13 protein-coding genes are annotated in these 17522 nt (G+C 40.6%); 6 read left to right on the forward strand and 7 right to left on the reverse strand.

Annotation, left to right across the window (positions count from 1 at the left end):
* Window positions 1–112 precede the first annotated feature (112 nt).
* From AB1A03_RS04150 to AB1A03_RS04165, 5 genes are all read right to left on the reverse strand, one after another.
* A complete protein-coding gene (locus AB1A03_RS04150; RefSeq protein WP_354623299.1) occupies window positions 113–1387 on the reverse strand; it encodes an HlyC/CorC family transporter in 1275 nt (424 codons plus the stop codon).
* A gap of 278 nt (window positions 1388–1665) precedes the next feature.
* Complete coding sequence (locus AB1A03_RS17315; protein ID WP_502945913.1) at window positions 1666–2064, reverse strand: efflux RND transporter permease subunit; 399 nt, start codon at window positions 2062–2064, stop codon at window positions 1666–1668.
* Window positions 2061–4811, reverse strand: a complete 2751-nt coding sequence (locus tag AB1A03_RS04155; RefSeq protein ID WP_502945914.1) for an efflux RND transporter permease subunit — start codon at window positions 4809–4811, stop codon at window positions 2061–2063. The genes AB1A03_RS17315 and AB1A03_RS04155 overlap by 4 nt, the downstream gene beginning before the upstream one ends.
* An 8-nt stretch (window positions 4812–4819) precedes the next feature.
* Window positions 4820–5941 carry an efflux RND transporter periplasmic adaptor subunit gene (locus tag AB1A03_RS04160; RefSeq protein ID WP_354623300.1) on the reverse strand — a complete coding sequence of 374 codons (1122 nt, stop codon included), beginning with the start codon at window positions 5939–5941 and terminating at the stop codon, window positions 4820–4822.
* 12 nt (window positions 5942–5953) lie between these two features.
* Window positions 5954–6526: a TetR/AcrR family transcriptional regulator gene (locus AB1A03_RS04165; RefSeq protein ID WP_354623301.1), complete on the reverse strand. Its 573-nt coding sequence runs from the start codon at window positions 6524–6526 to the stop codon at window positions 5954–5956.
* A gap of 216 nt (window positions 6527–6742) precedes the next feature.
* On the opposite strand from AB1A03_RS04165, the gene rep reads away from it, so the two are divergent.
* A complete protein-coding gene (gene rep, locus AB1A03_RS04170; RefSeq protein WP_354623302.1) occupies window positions 6743–8752 on the forward strand; it encodes a DNA helicase Rep in 2010 nt (669 codons plus the stop codon).
* A 107-nt stretch (window positions 8753–8859) separates the two neighbouring features.
* On the opposite strand, the gene AB1A03_RS04175 is transcribed toward rep, so the two are convergent.
* Both AB1A03_RS04175 and tolC read right to left on the reverse strand, forming a co-directional pair.
* The gene (locus AB1A03_RS04175; protein WP_354623303.1) at window positions 8860–10386 is read right to left on the reverse strand and encodes a diguanylate cyclase domain-containing protein; all 1527 of its coding nucleotides are present in this window, start codon (window positions 10384–10386) and stop codon (window positions 8860–8862) included.
* Between the two features lie 158 nt (window positions 10387–10544).
* Window positions 10545–11900 (reverse strand): outer membrane channel protein TolC, encoded by a 1356-nt coding sequence (gene tolC / locus AB1A03_RS04180; RefSeq protein ID WP_354623304.1) that lies wholly within the window; start codon window positions 11898–11900, stop codon window positions 10545–10547.
* A 109-nt stretch (window positions 11901–12009) separates the two neighbouring features.
* Here tolC and nudF point away from each other — a divergent pair, with 109 nt between their 5' ends.
* The 5 genes from nudF (at window position 12010) to AB1A03_RS04205 (ending at window position 17502) form a co-directional block, all read left to right on the forward strand.
* Window positions 12010–12630, forward strand: coding sequence for an ADP-ribose diphosphatase (gene nudF, locus AB1A03_RS04185; RefSeq protein ID WP_354623305.1), 621 nt, complete (start codon window positions 12010–12012; stop codon window positions 12628–12630).
* 189 nt (window positions 12631–12819) lie between these two features.
* A complete protein-coding gene (gene cpdA / locus AB1A03_RS04190; protein WP_354623306.1) occupies window positions 12820–13647 on the forward strand; it encodes a 3',5'-cyclic-AMP phosphodiesterase in 828 nt (275 codons plus the stop codon).
* A gap of 158 nt (window positions 13648–13805) precedes the next feature.
* On the forward strand, window positions 13806–14375 hold the full coding sequence (locus AB1A03_RS04195) for a YqiA/YcfP family alpha/beta fold hydrolase (RefSeq protein WP_354623307.1): 570 nt from the start codon (window positions 13806–13808) through the stop codon (window positions 14373–14375).
* Between the two features lie 44 nt (window positions 14376–14419).
* On the forward strand, window positions 14420–16309 hold the full coding sequence (gene parE, locus AB1A03_RS04200; RefSeq protein ID WP_354623308.1) for a DNA topoisomerase IV subunit B: 1890 nt from the start codon (window positions 14420–14422) through the stop codon (window positions 16307–16309).
* 44 nt (window positions 16310–16353) lie between these two features.
* Window positions 16354–17502 (forward strand): ABC transporter substrate-binding protein, encoded by a 1149-nt coding sequence (locus tag AB1A03_RS04205; RefSeq protein ID WP_354623309.1) that lies wholly within the window; start codon window positions 16354–16356, stop codon window positions 17500–17502.
* The last annotated feature ends 20 nt before the right edge of the window (window positions 17503–17522 follow it).

Consider the following 17522-nt stretch of genomic DNA (forward strand, 5'->3'; position numbering starts at 1 on the left):
GAGGCGTAAGTTGACGCAAATGGTTGTTCCCTTTGCGAAACTTACAACAAAAAAGTAAGTTATTTTAACCAGTAAAATAGATCAGCTATTTATTCCGATTATATGGTATTACTTATTCATCATCCTTATATAGATGCGGGAGCACTTTGACTAACTTCACCATATTATTTTCTACTTCTAAAATTTCCATCGGATAGCCGCAAATACGGGCACTAATTTTCTCGGTAGGAATCTCTTCTAAATGTTCTAAAATCAAGCCATTGAGTGTGCGAGGGCCATCGGTAGGTAAAGTCCAACCCATCTCTTTGTTGATGTCTCGTAAACCTAAGCTACCTTCGATAATATAAGAGTTATCGTGTTGCTTATAGATCTCTTTAGAATTAACAGGAAGATGTGTTGTCGTAAAGTCGCCAACGATTTCTTCTAAAATATCAGCGAGCGTGACTAACCCTTGAATATCACCATATTCGTCTACCACTAGGCCTATGCGCTCTTTATTTTGTTGGAATTTTATGAGCTGTGTATTTAGAGGCGTACCTTCTGGGATAAAATAGAGCTCTCTCACACTACGTAATAGTGTTGTTTTAGTGAAATCTTCCCTTAATAAAATCAGCAAACAATCACGTGCATGGATAAAGCCTATCGCATCATCGATGGTGTCGCGATAAAGCAAAGTCATGGTATGTGTACGGTGCTTTAATTGCTTAAGAATGACATCCCACTCTTGGTTGATATCGATTGCAGCAATTTCATTACGTGGGATCATAATTTCATCGACGGTCACTTTTTCAAGCTCAAGAATACTTAGCAGCATCTCTTGGTGGTGAACCGGTATCATTCCGGCAGCCTCTCTCACAACAGAGCGCAACTCATCGCTCGAAAGAGCATGGTCACTATTGTGAGTAACGTTCACACCAAAGATACGTAATAAGCCGTTGGAGATACCGTTAATCAACCATACACAAGGGCTAAGTAACACTTGTAATGGGCGTAACAAAAAGGAACTTGGAAAAGCAATTTTTTCAGGGTAGAGAACAGCTAATGTCTTTGGTGTTACTTCTGCAAAAATTAAAATAACAAAGGTTAATACCCCTGTTGCAATGGCAATGCCGGCATCCCCGTAAATTCGTTGGCCAATGATAGTGGCTAATGCTGAAGCGAGGATATTAACAAGATTGTTACCAATCAAAATAAGGCCGATCAGTTTATCTGGCTTATTAAGTAGTTTTTCAACACGTAATGCTACTTTATTCTTGTCCTGTGCAAGATGGCGTAGGCGATAACGGTTGAGAGACATCATGCTCGTTTCTGAACTCGAAAAATAAGCAGAGATTAGAATTAAAATAACAAGCGTAATTAGTAAAGCACTGGTTGGAATGTCGTTCAATGTATTCTCTTTTGTATGGGTTACTATTTATTAATGAATGATACTAACGAAGAAAATGTATAAAAAAAAGTTAATTAGTCGATTATATTTAGTAATTATCAATAAATTGTACTCAATTAAAGACGTTAAGGGGGTAGATTAACGTTTTTACATATAAAACTCAATGCTAGTTAGTTTGTATATAAAATATACATTAAATTAATTTAACATGAATAAAAAAAGACCTTAGCAATATTCGCTAAGGTCTTAATTAACTAATACAACAAAATGGATGTTTCTTAGCTGTTGTAATTAATCTCTTTGGCTTTGAGTTTTAATGTTTCATCAAACTCTTTGATCGGTTTATGAGTACTGGCGACAAAAGAGTAGATGACGGGTAAAATAAATAGCGTAAATAGAGTGCCTAAGGATAAGCCTGCCACGATCACAACCCCAATACCAAAACGACTAACAGCGCCTGCGCCACTCGCAAAAAGTAATGGAATAAGACCAGCAACCATTGCCGCAGTGGTCATCAAAATAGGGCGTAAACGAATGGTTGCTGCTTTTTGTACCGCTTCGATACGATTTAAACCATGGTGTAATTGCTCCTCTTTGGCAACTTCAGCAATCAAAATACCATGCTTAGTGATTAATCCTACGAGCGTTATTAGACCGACTTGCGTGTATATATTCATCGTAGGGGGGTGCAGAATCCTCCCGTAAACCCAAGCATCATTGCGCCGATATTAATCAGCGGGCCTGAGGCCATCACCACCAGAGCGCCACTGATAGCAAGCGGAACGGTCATTAAGATAACTAATGGATCGCGAACACTTTCGAATTGACTAGCCAGCACTAAAAAGATGATCAAAATAGCCAAGATAAAGGTCATGTAAAGCGCATCGCCTTCGCTAACGAACTGTCGTGCCTCCCCAAGATAGTCATGGCGGTAACCTAAAGGTAATTTACTAGTCGCGAGCTCTTCAAAGAAGGTAATGGCATCGCCCATCGCAAAACCGGGGGCTAAAACAGCACCGATAGATGCACTATTTAACTGGTTAAAGTGTGGTAATGAACGTGGCTCAGCAACCACATCAATAGTGATTAAATTGCTCAGTGGTAACATGTCTCCATTTTTAGCGCGTACGTAAAAATTACCTAATTTATCTGGCGATAAACGGTATTTCCGTTCTACTTGTGCGATTACTTCATAACTACGCCCATGGAGGTCGATGCGATTTAGGTAGCCATCACTTAATAGAGTTCCCAAGGTGATACCTATATCTTGCATGGTAACGCCATACGCACCTGCTTTATCGCGATCTATTTTGATTTTCATTGTCGCTGAATCAAAGGCAAGATCAAGTTCAGAATAGACAAAGTTAGGGTTTGCCTGTGTCGCTGCGAGTACATCACTGGCGATACTAACTAAGCTCTCAAATGGATTTGCTGTTGATATAACAAACTGTACCGGTAAGCCACCTGATGAACCCGGTAACTCAGGCATTTGGAAAGCCGTGGTCGCGACCGCGGGAAAATCATTAAATAACGGTGCTAAGGCCGTCGCAAGCTGTTTAGGATCTTTATCGCGCTGACTCCAAGGCTTCATGATTGCAATACCAAAGGCTTGATTGGCATTTGGTCTGCCAGAAATACCGAGGGTACTTTGTACCTCGGGTTGCTTCGCTATTTCAGCGGTTATCTTACCTATGCTGTTTTCAATGTAGTCGAGATTGGCATTGGCTGGCGCCTTAGCCATCATCATTAATGCCCCTTTATCTTCTTTGGGAGCTAGTTCCGCAGGAATAAATTTAAATAGGAAAGGCAAAGAGATAAAAACTAAAATTGAAAAAAGGATCACAGCTGGACGACGAACCATCAACTTTTCAAGCAGGCGCGAATAGCGTGAGGTAACACCTGAAAGCGTGTTTTCAACGGCTTGTTCGAAACGATTTGCCTGATGGTTGCTTTTAAGCATTTTACTACACATCATCGGCGATAGTGTTAATGCAATAATACCGGAAACAAACACTGAGCCTGCCAAAGTTAATGCAAATTCAGTAAATAGTGATCCCGTTATTCCCCCCATTAAGGCAATAGGCGCATAAACAGCTGCCAGTGTTATCGTCATCGAAATAACGGGGACGGCAATCTCCCGGGTTCCTATAATGGCCGCGCGGTAGGGATCTTCTCCGGCTTTAATATGGCGATCAATATTTTCTACCACAACAATTGCATCATCGACTACTAAACCTATTGCTAATACCATTGCCAGTAATGTCATTAAGTTAAGGGTAAAGCCAAATAGTTGCATCACAACGAGCACGCCAATCAGTGACAATGGAATGGTAATGATAGGGATAATCACCGCACGCCATGAGCCTAAAAATAGCACCATCACCACTAATACGATTAAACCGGCTTCAGCGATGGTTTTAATGACTTCTGAAATCGACTCTTCAATGGCGATAGTTGAGTCATACAACACCTCCATTTGTATTGAACTTGGATTGTTTTTAGCTAAATCGGGTAAAATGGCATTGATTCCCGCGGTAATATCGAGCGGATTTGCCGTTGGTGCCGCATCAATTGCGACAACCACCGCTTCATTACCGTTAGCCATGGTGCGAGTGGTATCATGACTTTTTTCCAATGAAACGCGAGCGATATCCTGTAGGCGGATCACCTTGCCATTTTCACGCGTCGCTATGATCAGGTTTTCTAACTCAGCCGCTGTTTTCACTTGCGTTTCACTACTACCATTAAAAAGGGTGTAATAGCTGTTGGCTTGCCCCGTTGCCGATTGGATATTGTTGGCTTGTAAAATTTGTACAACATCTTGTGTGGTTAGTGAAAAACCAGCCATTCGCTCAGGATCGATCCAAATTCTTAGCGCAAATGGCGTTCCACCATATAAGTTCACTTTAGCTACACCATTGATGCTAAATAACTGCGGTTTAATAACGCGCTCTAGATAATCGGTGATTTGACTAGCGTTCAGTTCTGCGCTTGAAAATGAGATATAAATAACCGATGTTGTTGAACCGGTGCTCATATCGATAGTCGGATCTTCAGCTTCACTCGGCAGTTGTGAGCGCACACTATTTACTTTAGCAAGGATATCAGCAACCGCGCCATTGGGATCGGTATTGAGTTTCATGAAGACTGTAATTGTTGAGTTGCCCATAAAACTTTGCGACGTAATAAAATCAATGTTATCTGCTTGGGCAATGGCTTGCTCGATGGGTTGAGTTATAAACCCTTGAATCAGATTCGCATTGGCACCGTAATAACTCGTCGACACCGTCACTACGGTATTTGTCATGCTCGGATACTCGCGTACTTGCATCGTGCTAAGGGCTTGTAGTCCTAATAGCACTATCAATAAACTCAGCGATATCGCAAGTATCGGGCGGCGTATAAAAATATCAGTAAATTTCATCTGCTCACCTATAGTGCTGGAGTGGTCGAGGGGATGTCTAACGCGTCAGACTCTGTGATTTTTACATGTGCGCCATTGCTTAAACGGACTTGACCACTGGTAACTATCTGTTCGCCTTCCTTGAGCCCATCGAGTATGCGGATCATGCCATTTTTACTTTTACCTAGTTTAACAATACGTTGCTCGACTTGTAAGAAGGTTGAATCATCACTATTTTTTTGCTCCGAGATCACATACACGGTTTCACCATATAGTGTGTAGTTAATCGCGGTTTCCGGAATAATAACCTGTTGATGTAATGTTGGTAGGATAATACTTGCTTTAGCAAACATGCCTGAACGTAGCTTTTGCTCTTGATTAGGAATGTCTGCTTGCACTTGAATGACGCCACTTTGGTAATTTACTGCAGGTTCAATCGCTGAAATAGTCCCTGTAAAGGCAACCCCAGGCTCAGCATCCACGGCGATATTCATTGCTTGGCCAATAAAAATTTTATTAAGATCATTTTGTGGCACAATAAAACGGATTTGCATTTTGCTAACATCTTCTAAGCGAACGATATCGTGACCCGCTTCTAAATAATCGCCTAAGAAGATATTTTTAATACCAGCAATGCCATCAAAGGGAGCGCGAATAATACGGCGACTAATAGTTGCTTGATAGCTTTCTATTTGCCCCTGTAATGCCAAATATTCAGCCTCTGCATCATCTACCTGCCCCTGTGAAACAGAACCTTTAGTTAACAGAGAACGCATCCGTTGATAGTTACTTTTTACTGACGGCATGCGCCCCTGCGCCGCTTTTAAATTGGCTTCTTCGATTTCTGAGTCAAGGTAAACGAGTGCTTCACCTTCGGTTAATTTTTGCCCTGATTTGAAATTTATTTTAACCACTTTACCGGCGACTTCATTGGCAATATCAACGCCTTGAATAGGTTCAATAAAGCCAATAGCTCGAAGGTGTGGGGTCCAATCGTTAAGTGTAATGTTGCTGCTAGTAACGGCAAATTCAGGAATTGGGCGATTGGCTAAGAACTCCTTCACCTTTGCAGCTTTCATTATGTTAAAGGCAATAACAGTACCAAAAATTAGTATTGCTAATACTATTGCCGAAGCGATCCATTTTTTCATTTTATTACCTTATTATTTTAATGATGATTGTTGAATAATTAACCAAGAAGCATCTCTTACTTGATTTATTTGTTGTTCACTCGTTTCAAAACGTTGCCTTAACTGTTTTTTGGCCAATTCAATGGAAGTGTCAAAACTTAGAGTGATCAGCATTGGTATTTGCCATGGCAAGAAACGTCCTTCATCTATACCCTGTTGATAAAAGTCGATTAAAGGAGCAAAAGCGACATCTTCAAAAAGTGTTATCTCTGCTTGTTGTTCATTAGGGATAAAATAGAGCATATCGATCACCGTTAAACGTTGCGGATTGCTCAGTACGGCATCGAAGGCGTTACGCCAAAGTAGATCATATTTTTGTTTCGGTGTTTGCTTGTTAGACCAGCCTTTAAATATTGTTTCCGCGGCCTCCTTACGAATATGCTGATGCAATTGCGACATTAGCATATCTTTGCTATCAAAATAGCGATAGATGGTGCCTGCGGCAACACCCGCTGTTTTTGCCAACATTTTCATGGATAATCCATAAAAACCATGAACGGCGAGCAATTTTTCAGCAGCAGCCAATATCCTTATACGCTTGTCCATAATAGTCCCGTAAAATGAATGAACGTTCATTATCGTTTATTGTCTCTATAAAATACAACAATAATTGGAATAAATTCATTAGCTGTGAATATTCTTTATTTATTAGCTATGAATAACTTTTATTCATACGTTATGAATGACCATATAGATTGGTATTCAACTAAAACTACCGTAAAATTGAGATGCAAGTCATCATTATTATCAATTAGGAAAAACATGAAGCTAAATCCCGGTCAAGATGCCGCTGTAAAAATGATTTCAGGCCCCTGCCTTGTGTTAGCGGGTGCGGGCAGTGGTAAAACGAGGGTGATCACCAATAAAATCGCTCATTTAGTGCAAAATTGTGATTATTTAGCTAAACATATCGCCGCCGTCACATTTACCAATAAAGCCGCTCGAGAGATGAAGGAGCGTGTTAGCCAAACCCTTGGCCGTAAAGAGGCGCGTGGCTTAATGGTCTCCACATTTCACTCCTTGGGATTGGATATCATTAAACGCGAATATAAAGTATTAGGTATGAAGGCGGGATTTAGTCTGTTTGATGATCAAGATACCTTAGCCTTGCTAAAAGAGTTGACTGCTAAGCAACTGCAAGAAGATATGGATTTGTTAAAGGCGTTAATCACACAAATATCGAATTGGAAAAATGCCCTGATACTACCAGCACAAGCGATAAAACAGGCGCGTGGTGAGCGCGATGTGCTATTTGCCCACTGTTATGACCTTTATCAGCGCCAATTAAAAGCTTACAACGCACTCGATTTTGATGATTTAATTGTGTTGCCAACTCTGCTTCTAACGCTGAAAGAAGAGGTGCGTTTGCGTTGGCAGAAAAAAATACAGTATTTATTGGTAGATGAATATCAAGATACCAATACGAGCCAATATGAGTTAATTAAAGCGTTAGTGGGCGAACGTGCACGATTTACAGTGGTAGGGGATGATGATCAGTCTATTTACTCATGGCGAGGAGCGCGTCCAGAAAACTTAGTCTTGTTACAAAACGACTTTCCGCAGTTAAAAGTGATTAAACTTGAGCAGAACTATCGCTCTAGTCAACGTGTTTTAAAGGCGGCGAATGTACTGATTGCTAATAATCCCCATGAATTTGATAAACGCCTGTTTAGTGAATTGGCCTATGGTGAGTCAATCAAAGTGTTGTTTGCCAAAAATGAACAACATGAAGCAGAGCGTGTGGTAATGGAGCTTTCAGGCCATAAATTTATGAATGGGGCTTCCTTTAGCGATTATGCGGTACTTTACCGTGGTAATCATCAAAGTCGCTTGTTAGAAAAGGTGATGATGGAAAATCGCATCCCCTATCGCATTAGTGGTGGAACCTCTTTTTTTGCACGCAGTGAAGTGAAAGATATCATGGCTTATCTTAAGCTATTGGTGAATCAAGACGATGACAATGCCTTTTTACGTGTTGTTAATACACCGCGTCGTGGTATTGGTCCGGGGACATTAGAAAAACTCGGTAGTTATGCCAATATGCGCCATACGACATTGTTTGCTGCCAGTTTTGAATTGGGATTAGAACAAACCTTGTCAGGTAAAGGGTTACTTTCCTTACAAGCGTTTACGCGCTGGTTAGTAGAGCTCAATGATCGCCTAAAACGAGAGGATAATATCGATGTGGTGCGCGATCTGATCCGTGATATTGGTTACGAAGATTGGTTATATGAAAGCAGCCCAAGTCCGAAAGCTGCGGAAATGCGCATGAAAAATGTGTCGATGCTGTTTAAATGGGTGACGGAAATGCTCAAGGGCGATGACCTTGATGAAGAGATGACGCTTGAGCAAGTTGTTGCACGTTTAACCCTGCGCGATATGCTTTCTCGTAATGAAGAAGAAGAGGAGCTTGACCAAGTACAGTTAATGACCCTGCATGCATCTAAGGGGCTTGAGTTTCCCTATGTTTATATGATTGGTATGGAAGAGGGGATTTTGCCGCACCAAGTGAGTATTGATGAGGATAATGTTGAAGAAGAGCGCCGCCTTGCCTATGTTGGGATTACTCGTGCACAAAAAGAGTTAACCTTTACGCTTGCTAAGGAGCGCAATCAATACGGTGAAACCATCAAACCCACTCCGAGTCGTTTTTTATTTGAGTTACCTCAAGATGATCTCGATTGGGAGAGTGGGCCGAAAAAGAAAAGCGAAGAACAAAAGAAACAACTTGCAGAAAAGGGGATCGCTAATTTGCGTGCTCTGTTTGACTAACAAAATAGCGATGCCTCGTTAGCATCTATTTATTCCTACACTTAAATAGACTTCATAATTACAGGAGTTGCTATAAAAGCAATCTTTGCAAGGGAAGGATATCAGTTTCACTGTTTTGCAAAGGTGTAGTTATTTTTCCCTTGTTTTTTGACCTTATACATCGCTTTGTCGGCTAATTTAATTAACTCGACAGAGTTATCTCCATGGTCTGGATATATCGCGATACCAATGCTAGCGCCAATGTTTATCTGGGTATCTTCGACGTCATAGGCGAGCGTAATTGTTTTAATTATTTTGTCAGCGATTACCGAAATAGCCTTTGAGTCTGCGATGTCTGTTAAAAAAATCCAAAATTCGTCACCACCAATACGTGCAACGGTGTCAACTTCACGAACCGTTGAGCAAAGCCGAGCCGCTGTCTCCTTAAGAACAAAATCCCCTGCATCGTGCCCTAGGGTGTCATTGACGTTTTTAAAACCATCGAGATCTACAAACATCACCGCGACTTTTGTTTTATTGCGTTTAGCCGTGGCTATATATTTTTCGAGACGATCCATTGAAAGTCGACGGGTCGGCAATCCGGTCAATGCATCGTGATTTGCCATTTCAAAGATACGTTGTTTAGCATTTTTTAGCGCGGTAATATCTTCTTTTATAGCAATATAATTACTAATGTAGCCATTTTGTTGTTTAACGGGGGTGATTGAGGCGATTTCCCAGTATAGCTCACCATTTTTTTTACGGTTATGGAGCTCTCCTCGCCAAGTATCTCCGGCTGTTAGGGTCTCCCATAGCCCTTTGTATATCTCCGTATTTATTTCACCTGATTTTAAAATACGTGGATTTTTCCCTATCAATTCATCTTTTGTATATCCCGACTTTTCTATAAAAGCGCGGTTAACATACTCAATTGCCCCTGTTGTATCGGTAATAATGATTGAAGATGCCGATTGTTTTACCGCCATAGAAAATAGTTGTAACTCAGCTTTTAACGCAGCTTGGCTAAAAAGGGTCAGGGTTATGGCGCTGCCGCCAATGGTAAGGATTCCTGCTATGAAGACTAATGTTGTCGAAGTACTTGTGGACATGAACGTATTGTCATAGGGGGTGAGTAAAGCAACCGTTGCTCGTATTGCGTAGGCTAGCGCGAAAAAGCCAAAGATAATTGCAACGGGCGTTCCAGCGTGTCTCCAGGCCGTATAATTATTATGAATCAATGTAATGACAATCGCGGAACAGATCATGACTAATGCGATGGAGAATAGGGTGATTCTTATCGTTAAATCATTTTCAAAGTAAGTAAAGTAGTAAAAAGTGAGTGCGACTATTGCTGGGAGAATGAAGTCAAAAAATAGTAGTGTAGGGCGTTTTATAAAAATGCATATACCGCGCAAGATTTGTGAAAATCCAATAATCATCACTGTATTGGCAATAATAATAGAGATAAAATCAGGAATCGAGCCGCGGCCAGACAGCAAAAAACTGGCAAAAGTGATAAGGGTCATACCCGACGCCCAGAAGCCTGCTCCATTATGTCGAGGTTGCGTACGCCATAGAGAAAAGAGTGCGATAGTTGAGCCGATAGAAATAATGGCGGTGACGACCAGTAGTGTACGGGTATCTAATATAAGCATGTTAGAGATACTCTAATCTCAAATAATTCGCCATCGCTAAAATTCCTTTTTCTTTAACGTTTTAACTCTAATGTTAATGGAATAAAAAAGGAAAGCTAGTTACTTTCCTTTTTTTGGGGAAAAACAGAGAGAATACTACTGGATTTCACATTGTTTGCTTAGATATCTGGTGAAGTATCATCAGGTTGTTTTGCTGGATTCGGATCTTTTTCGACCAAGCCTGCTGATATATCGATAACATCTTGCTCCGATAAAGTACCTGCTGAATATTTTAGTTGTAGCACACTGACAATGTAATCGTAGCGTGCATTGGCGAGTTGATTCTCTGCGGAATACAATTTTCGTGTTGAATCCAGTACATCAACGATTGTACGAGTGCCGACTTCAAAACCTGCTTCGGTTGCCTTAAGGGCGCTTTGTGAGGAGACAACGGTCTGTTCGTAAGCTCTAATGGAGCTAATTGAAGCGCCTACATCATTATAGCCTCGGCTAACTTGTGACTCGATTAAGCGGAAGGATTCAACTAACTCTTCGCTCATATAGACATAGTTATATTGCGCTTGTTTCACTTGTGAAGTGAGTTTGCCACCAGTATAGAGTGGCACGCTAAATTTTAGTCCGATCGAGCCTGTGCTTGCATCACCGCTACGAAAATCATCTTTATCATAATCAATATCACGATAGCCTACATCGGCCACTAAATCTAAGGTGGGATTATGTCCTTTTTCAGCTAAATCAATTTGCATTTTTGCTATTTCTTTAGCGATCCGCTTGCTATGTAAATCTAAATTTTTATCAATGGATGTATTGCGCCATACTTGTGCATCACCATTCAGTGGTTGTGTCGAAAATGTTTTAGTATTTAAAAATGAAATATTGCGAATATCTTCGCCAGTGATTTCACGTAGCGCATAATAGGAGTTATCCAGATCATTCTGGGCAATAATCTCACTAGCGACGGTTCTATCATATTCCGCTTGAGCTTCGTGAACATCGGTAATGGCAATCAAACCCACCTCAAAGCGTTGCTTGGTTTGTTCTAGTTGACGCGACACCGCGCGTTTATTGGCTTGCACAGATTTCACCGCTTCATCGGCACGCAATATTGCAAAATAAGCTATGGATGTTCTTAGTATTAAATCCTGTGCGGCATTACCGTAGATAGCAGCAAATTGCATTGCCTGTTTCTCAGCAATATCAAACTGTTGCCAATAGTTTCCATTATAAATTGATTGGCTTAAGGAAATATTTCCGCCATAGTTGGTGTTGTCTGTTGCATTTTGGCTGCTGTCTACATAATTGCTATCTAAACCAAATCCTATTTGTGGTAATAATGCAGCCTTGGCATCGGTGATTTGCTCAACTGCATTATCATAACGTGCCTTGCTCTTCAAAATAACAGGGTCTTTGAGTTTAGCTGATTGATAAACTTCTAATAGTGAATCGGCATTCACGGAGTAGCTAGATAGTGATAGTGCCACTAATGAAGCGATCATGCTGTATTTTATGGTCATGGGTAGAAATCCTATTGAAATTGCAGAATGCATAGTCACCTAAGTGTATTATAAAATAATTGTATATATAAATTTATTTTGATAATTGTGCAAAAATAAGGATGATTCAATGAAGAGTGATAGTGAAATAGTTAGTTATCAACAGCATGACGTAGAGGTGCTGAACAAAGAAGTATTATATAAAGGTTTTTTTAGTTGTAGTAAATACACACTAAGACACAAGCTTTTTTCAGGGCAGTGGAGTTCAGAATTGCAACGCGAATTTTTTGAACGTGGGCATGCGGCTGCGTTATTGCCCTATGATGCAGCAAAAGATTGTGTCATTTTGCTCGAGCAGTTTCGTTTTGGTGCTATGCATACCGATCAATCTCCCTGGTTACTTGAGTTGGTTGCTGGAATCATTGAAGAAAATGAGAGTGCAGAAGAGGTTGCTAAGCGAGAGGCGACTGAGGAAGCGGGATTAACCGTTAGTAAATGTCATTTTATCAATAAGTTTTTAGTCAGCCCTGGGGGAACGACGGAGCAAATTTCGTTGTTTGCTGCCGATATTGACAGTAGCGGTATTGGTGGTGTGTATGGTTTAGCCGATGAAGGCGAAGATATTCGTGTGCATGTAGTACCTAGAGAAGTTGCTTATCAATGGGTTGTTGATGGCCGTATTAATAATGCGACAACAATTATCGCCTTACAATGGTTGCAGTTAAACTGGAACAATGCGCTGTACTTTTAATCTTTTTGATTATTTATAAGGCTGTTACCGCAGTTTAAAAAAATAAATTGAGGCATTTGCAGCATTTTTTGCTTTTAATTGTTAATTTTGGCCATGTAATTGTTAAAATAGCAGTGTCTGTAGGCTAATAAATTTTTGCTTTATTTATAATTACCAACGCCTGCTAAAAATATTAAATGAATGGGTATTATGAATAGAGACGTTGCACAATTGAAAGCAAATAATCAGGGAGATTTACCCCTGTTACAGATTACCGACATGCATCTATTTGCTGACGGTGGAAAAGATTTGCTGGGCATTAAAACAGTCAATAGCTTTCAAGCTGTTGTTAAGCATGCCATGCGTTATTCTCAAGAGTGCCTTTCTGTATTATGCACGGGTGACCTATCTCAGGATCATTCGGCGCAATCTTATATTGATTTTACTACCCATATCAAAACATTAAATATGCCCTGTTACTGGTTACCCGGCAATCATGATATTCAGGCTATTATGTTACCGAGTTTATTGAAACAAGGATTAGCGCAAACCAGACAGATAGTCAGTGAATATTGGCAAATTATTATGCTTGATTCACAGGTTGAAGGGGTACCCTACGGAAGTTTAAGTGAAAGCCAGTTACATTTTTTAGAGAGTGCATTAAATCAATATCCCGATAAACATACTCTAATTTGTGTTCACCATCATGTTTTACCCGTTGGTTCAAAGTGGCTTGATCAGCACATTTTAAAGAATAATCAGCAATTATTAGCGTTAATCTCTGAATTTGATAATGTTCGTGCTGTTTTGTCTGGCCATGTTCATCAGGCTGGGGATACCATGAAAAATGGTGTTTATTTTATGACGACACCATCAACCTGTGTGCAATTCAAACCTAATTCAGATGATTTTGCATTGGATTCCGAAGCACCAGGCTATCGTTATTTGTCACTCAACAAAGAAGGGGATATTAGCACCCATATTGAGCGTATTGAAAAAGGGGAGTTTACCGTCGATGCTAATGCGACAGGTTATTAATTAAGTTATATCCCTTTATTCTACATAGAGATTTTATGACAACGCAGATGGGATCTATTTTTCTGCACTGATATCCGACTAGTCCCTGACAATGCATTTGAGGTAACCGGGATATACGTTCTCCTTTATTGTGATGCACAGTTTTATTCGGGGTTATAATGAGACAAATATTATTAGCGTTGCATGGATTCCACAGTTCACCTGCTTCTTTGAAAGCGCAACAAATGTCAGAGTATGTTGCTCTGTATCATCCAGAAATAACATTCATCTGTCCGCAACTCCCTTGTTTTCCCGAGCAAATGTGGGCATCTATAACCTCTATTTTTGCACAGAATGAAGGTGCGGAAATTGCTGTGATGGGCAGTTCGTTGGGGGGATTCTTAGCAACAAAAATTGCCCAACAATATCAAGTTAAAGTCCTATTAATTAACCCCGCGGTTCACCCCGATCGTCTGCTTTCGCATGCGGGTGTGCAAAAACATCCCTATACGCTGGATGAGTATGTCATTGACGAGCACTATTTACAGCAATTATTAACATTAAAGGTTGATTTTAAAGGTAGTCCAGAGCAATGTTGGGTACTATTACAGGAAGCTGATGATGTGTTAGATTATCGTCAGGCGCTGCAGCAATATAAACATTGTAAAATAACCTGCGAAGAGGGGGGCGATCATAGCTTTATTGGCTTTGAACGCTATCTTCAAGATATTATTAAATTTTTATTTTAAAACAATGCGTGTTTTAAATTATCCCATTTTAAATAGGTGTAAGCATGAGTAACCAATACAATTCCGATTCCATTGAAGTATTAAATGGTCTTGATCCTGTACGTCATCGTCCGGGGATGTATACCGAAACCTCACGCCCGAACCACCTTGGCCAAGAAGTCATCGATAACAGTGTCGATGAAGCTTTAGCTGGGCATGCAACCTCAATTCAAGTTATCCTGCATGAAGATCAATCACTAGAAGTGATCGATGATGGTCGCGGTATGCCCGTTGACATTCATGCTGAAGAAGGGATTTCTGGCGTCGAACTTATTTTTTGTAAACTCCATGCAGGGGGGAAATTCTCCGGTAAAAACTACGAAATATCTGGTGGTTTACATGGTGTTGGTATTTCCGTGGTCAATGCCTTATCGAAACGGGTTAACGTGACGATTCGCCGCGATGCACAAATTTATGAAATCGCCTTTGAAAATGGTAATAAAGTTGAAGAATTGCATGTAACTGGTAGCTGTGGAAAGCGAAATACGGGGACTAGTGTCCACTTTTACCCTGATCCAAAGTATTTCGATAGCCCGCGTTTTTCCGTCTCTCGTCTGCTGCATTTATTAAAAGCTAAGGCGGTTTTATGTCCCGGCTTAACGATCAAATTCAAAGATAAAGTAAATAAAAATGAGTATAACTGGTGCTATCAAGATGGCTTAAATGATTACTTGTTGGAAACGGTAGGCGAAAACGAACTATTACCAAGCAAACCCTTTGTCGGCACATTTACGGCGAATAGAGAAATGGCCGACTGGGCGATAGTTTGGTTGCCTGAAGGCGGTAATTCCATTTCTGAAAGCTATGTGAACTTAATTCCGACCGTGCAAGGTGGTACGCATGTTAATGGTTTTAGGCAAGGTTTACTCGATGCGATGCGTGATTTTTGTGATATTCGTAATTTGTTGCCGCGTGGCTTAAAGTTAACCCCCGAAGATATCTGGGATAAATGTGCTTATGTACTCTCTGTGAAAATCAAAGAGCCGCAGTTTGCTGGGCAGACTAAAGAGCGTTTATCCTCGAGAGAGTGTGCAACCTTTGTCTCCGGTGTGGTCAAAGATGCCTTTAGTTTATGGCTTAATGCGCATGTCCAAGAGGCGGAATTGCTTGCCGATTTTTGTATTAACAATGCACAAACGCGAACAAGAAAAAGTAAAAAAGTCGCGCGGAAAAAGATCACGCAAGGGCCAGCATTACCTGGTAAGTTGACCGATTGTTCGACGCAGGAGCCCGAGCGAGGTGAACTATTCTTAGTCGAGGGGGATTCTGCTGGTGGTTCGGCAAAACAGGCGCGAGACAGAGAATTTCAAGCGATCATGCCACTGCGCGGCAAAATCAAAAACACTTGGGAAGATGAATCCGATATTATTTTAAGCTCCGAAGAGATACATAATATATCCGTGGCGATTGGTATTGATCCGGCTTCCAAGGATCTTTCTGGTTTGCGTTACGGAAAAATTTGTATTCTTGCCGATGCTGACTCCGATGGATTACATATCGCCACCTTGATTTGTGCTCTATTTGTACAGCATTTCCGCCCCGTTGTTGAAGCAGGCCACTTTTTCGTTGCTATGCCACCATTGTATCGTATTGATATTGGGAAAGAAGTTTATTACGCCCTCGATGAAGCTGAAAAAGACGGTATATTAGATCGTATTGAAGCAGAGAAAAAGCGCGGCAAAGTCAATGTACAGCGCTTTAAAGGTTTGGGTGAAATGAACCCATTACAACTGCGTGAAACAACCATGGACCCTAACACTCGTCGGTTAGTGCAATTAACTATCGATGATGCCGATAACATGTTTGCTGTGATGGATATGCTGCTTGCGAAAAAGAGAGCGGGTGATCGTAAAGATTGGCTAGAAGCTCGGGGTAATATGGCATCTATCGACTAATACTAATAAAACAGTCAACAGATAAATAAAGCAAGGCGTTTACTATGAACAAATTTGTTCAACATGTAGCACTTCAATTTATTCCTAAGAGGAATAACAACTCTTGCTTACTTTTTTTTAAGGACTATTTGTTCAAAACGATATTTTTATTGAGTTGTTTATTGGCCGCTGTTTCAGTACAAGCGGTGACTAATCCATTATATATAGACTTGATGTTTTCCAGTGGTAAACAGAAAACCATCTTTCACAATCTAAGTAAACAATTCGCTAATGAACATCCTGATATTACCGTTATAACACGCTTACATGAGCAGGAAAAGTATAAAGAAAAGGTTATTTCACTCTTAATGTCGGGCAGCTCTGATGTTTTATTTGGCTTTGTCGGCGCTCAGTTTACGAGTTTGGTGGCATTAGGTGAGATAGCGGCGATTGACGACCTATGGCAACAGCAACAGTGGGACAACGATTTTAGTCAAGCGGTTAAATCGGCTGTGATGGTGGATATGAAACACTATGCACTGCCACTTTCCTACTATCAGTGGGGCTTTTATTACCGTAAATCTATTTTTAATAAATACAACCTTCTTCCACCGACCACTTGGCAGGAATTTTTACAAGTCGGACGGGTGCTTAAAGCAAATGGCATTACCCCCATCGTATTAGGTTCAAAAGATTTATGGACGGTAGCTGGGTGGTTTGACTATTTAAACCTGAGAATTAATGGGTTGCAGTTTCACCGTCGTTTATTACTTGGTAAAGTCCCTTACAATGATGAACGTGTAAAACGTGTATTTAGTTATTGGCAAGAACTTTTACAATTAGGGTTCTTTGCAGATAGACACGATCAATACGACTGGCGGCAATCCTTGCCTTATTTATATCGAGGCAAAGGGGGGATGTTGTTAATGGGCAATTTTGTTGTGCCACAACTACCTGAGAAAATAATTGAGGATATAGGTTTTTTCCGTTTTCCTAAAATTAACGAAAAAATCCCTTTCTACGAAGAGGCACCTTTAGATGTGCTAGCTATCCCACAGCGCGCAAAAAACAAAGCTGCAGCAAAAAAATTTCTAGCCTTTATGGCCCGTAAAGATATTCAAGAAAAAATGAATCAACAGATGGGGATGATCTCGCTAATAAGCACGCAGCGCAAGGTGAGGATGTTTTTATTCAAGCTGGTGCCGATATTTTAGCGCAAGCTGATGGGATTTCT

The sequence above is a fragment of the Psychromonas sp. MME2 genome (genome assembly GCF_040566515.1).
GTDB lineage: Bacteria > Pseudomonadota > Gammaproteobacteria > Enterobacterales > Psychromonadaceae > Psychromonas.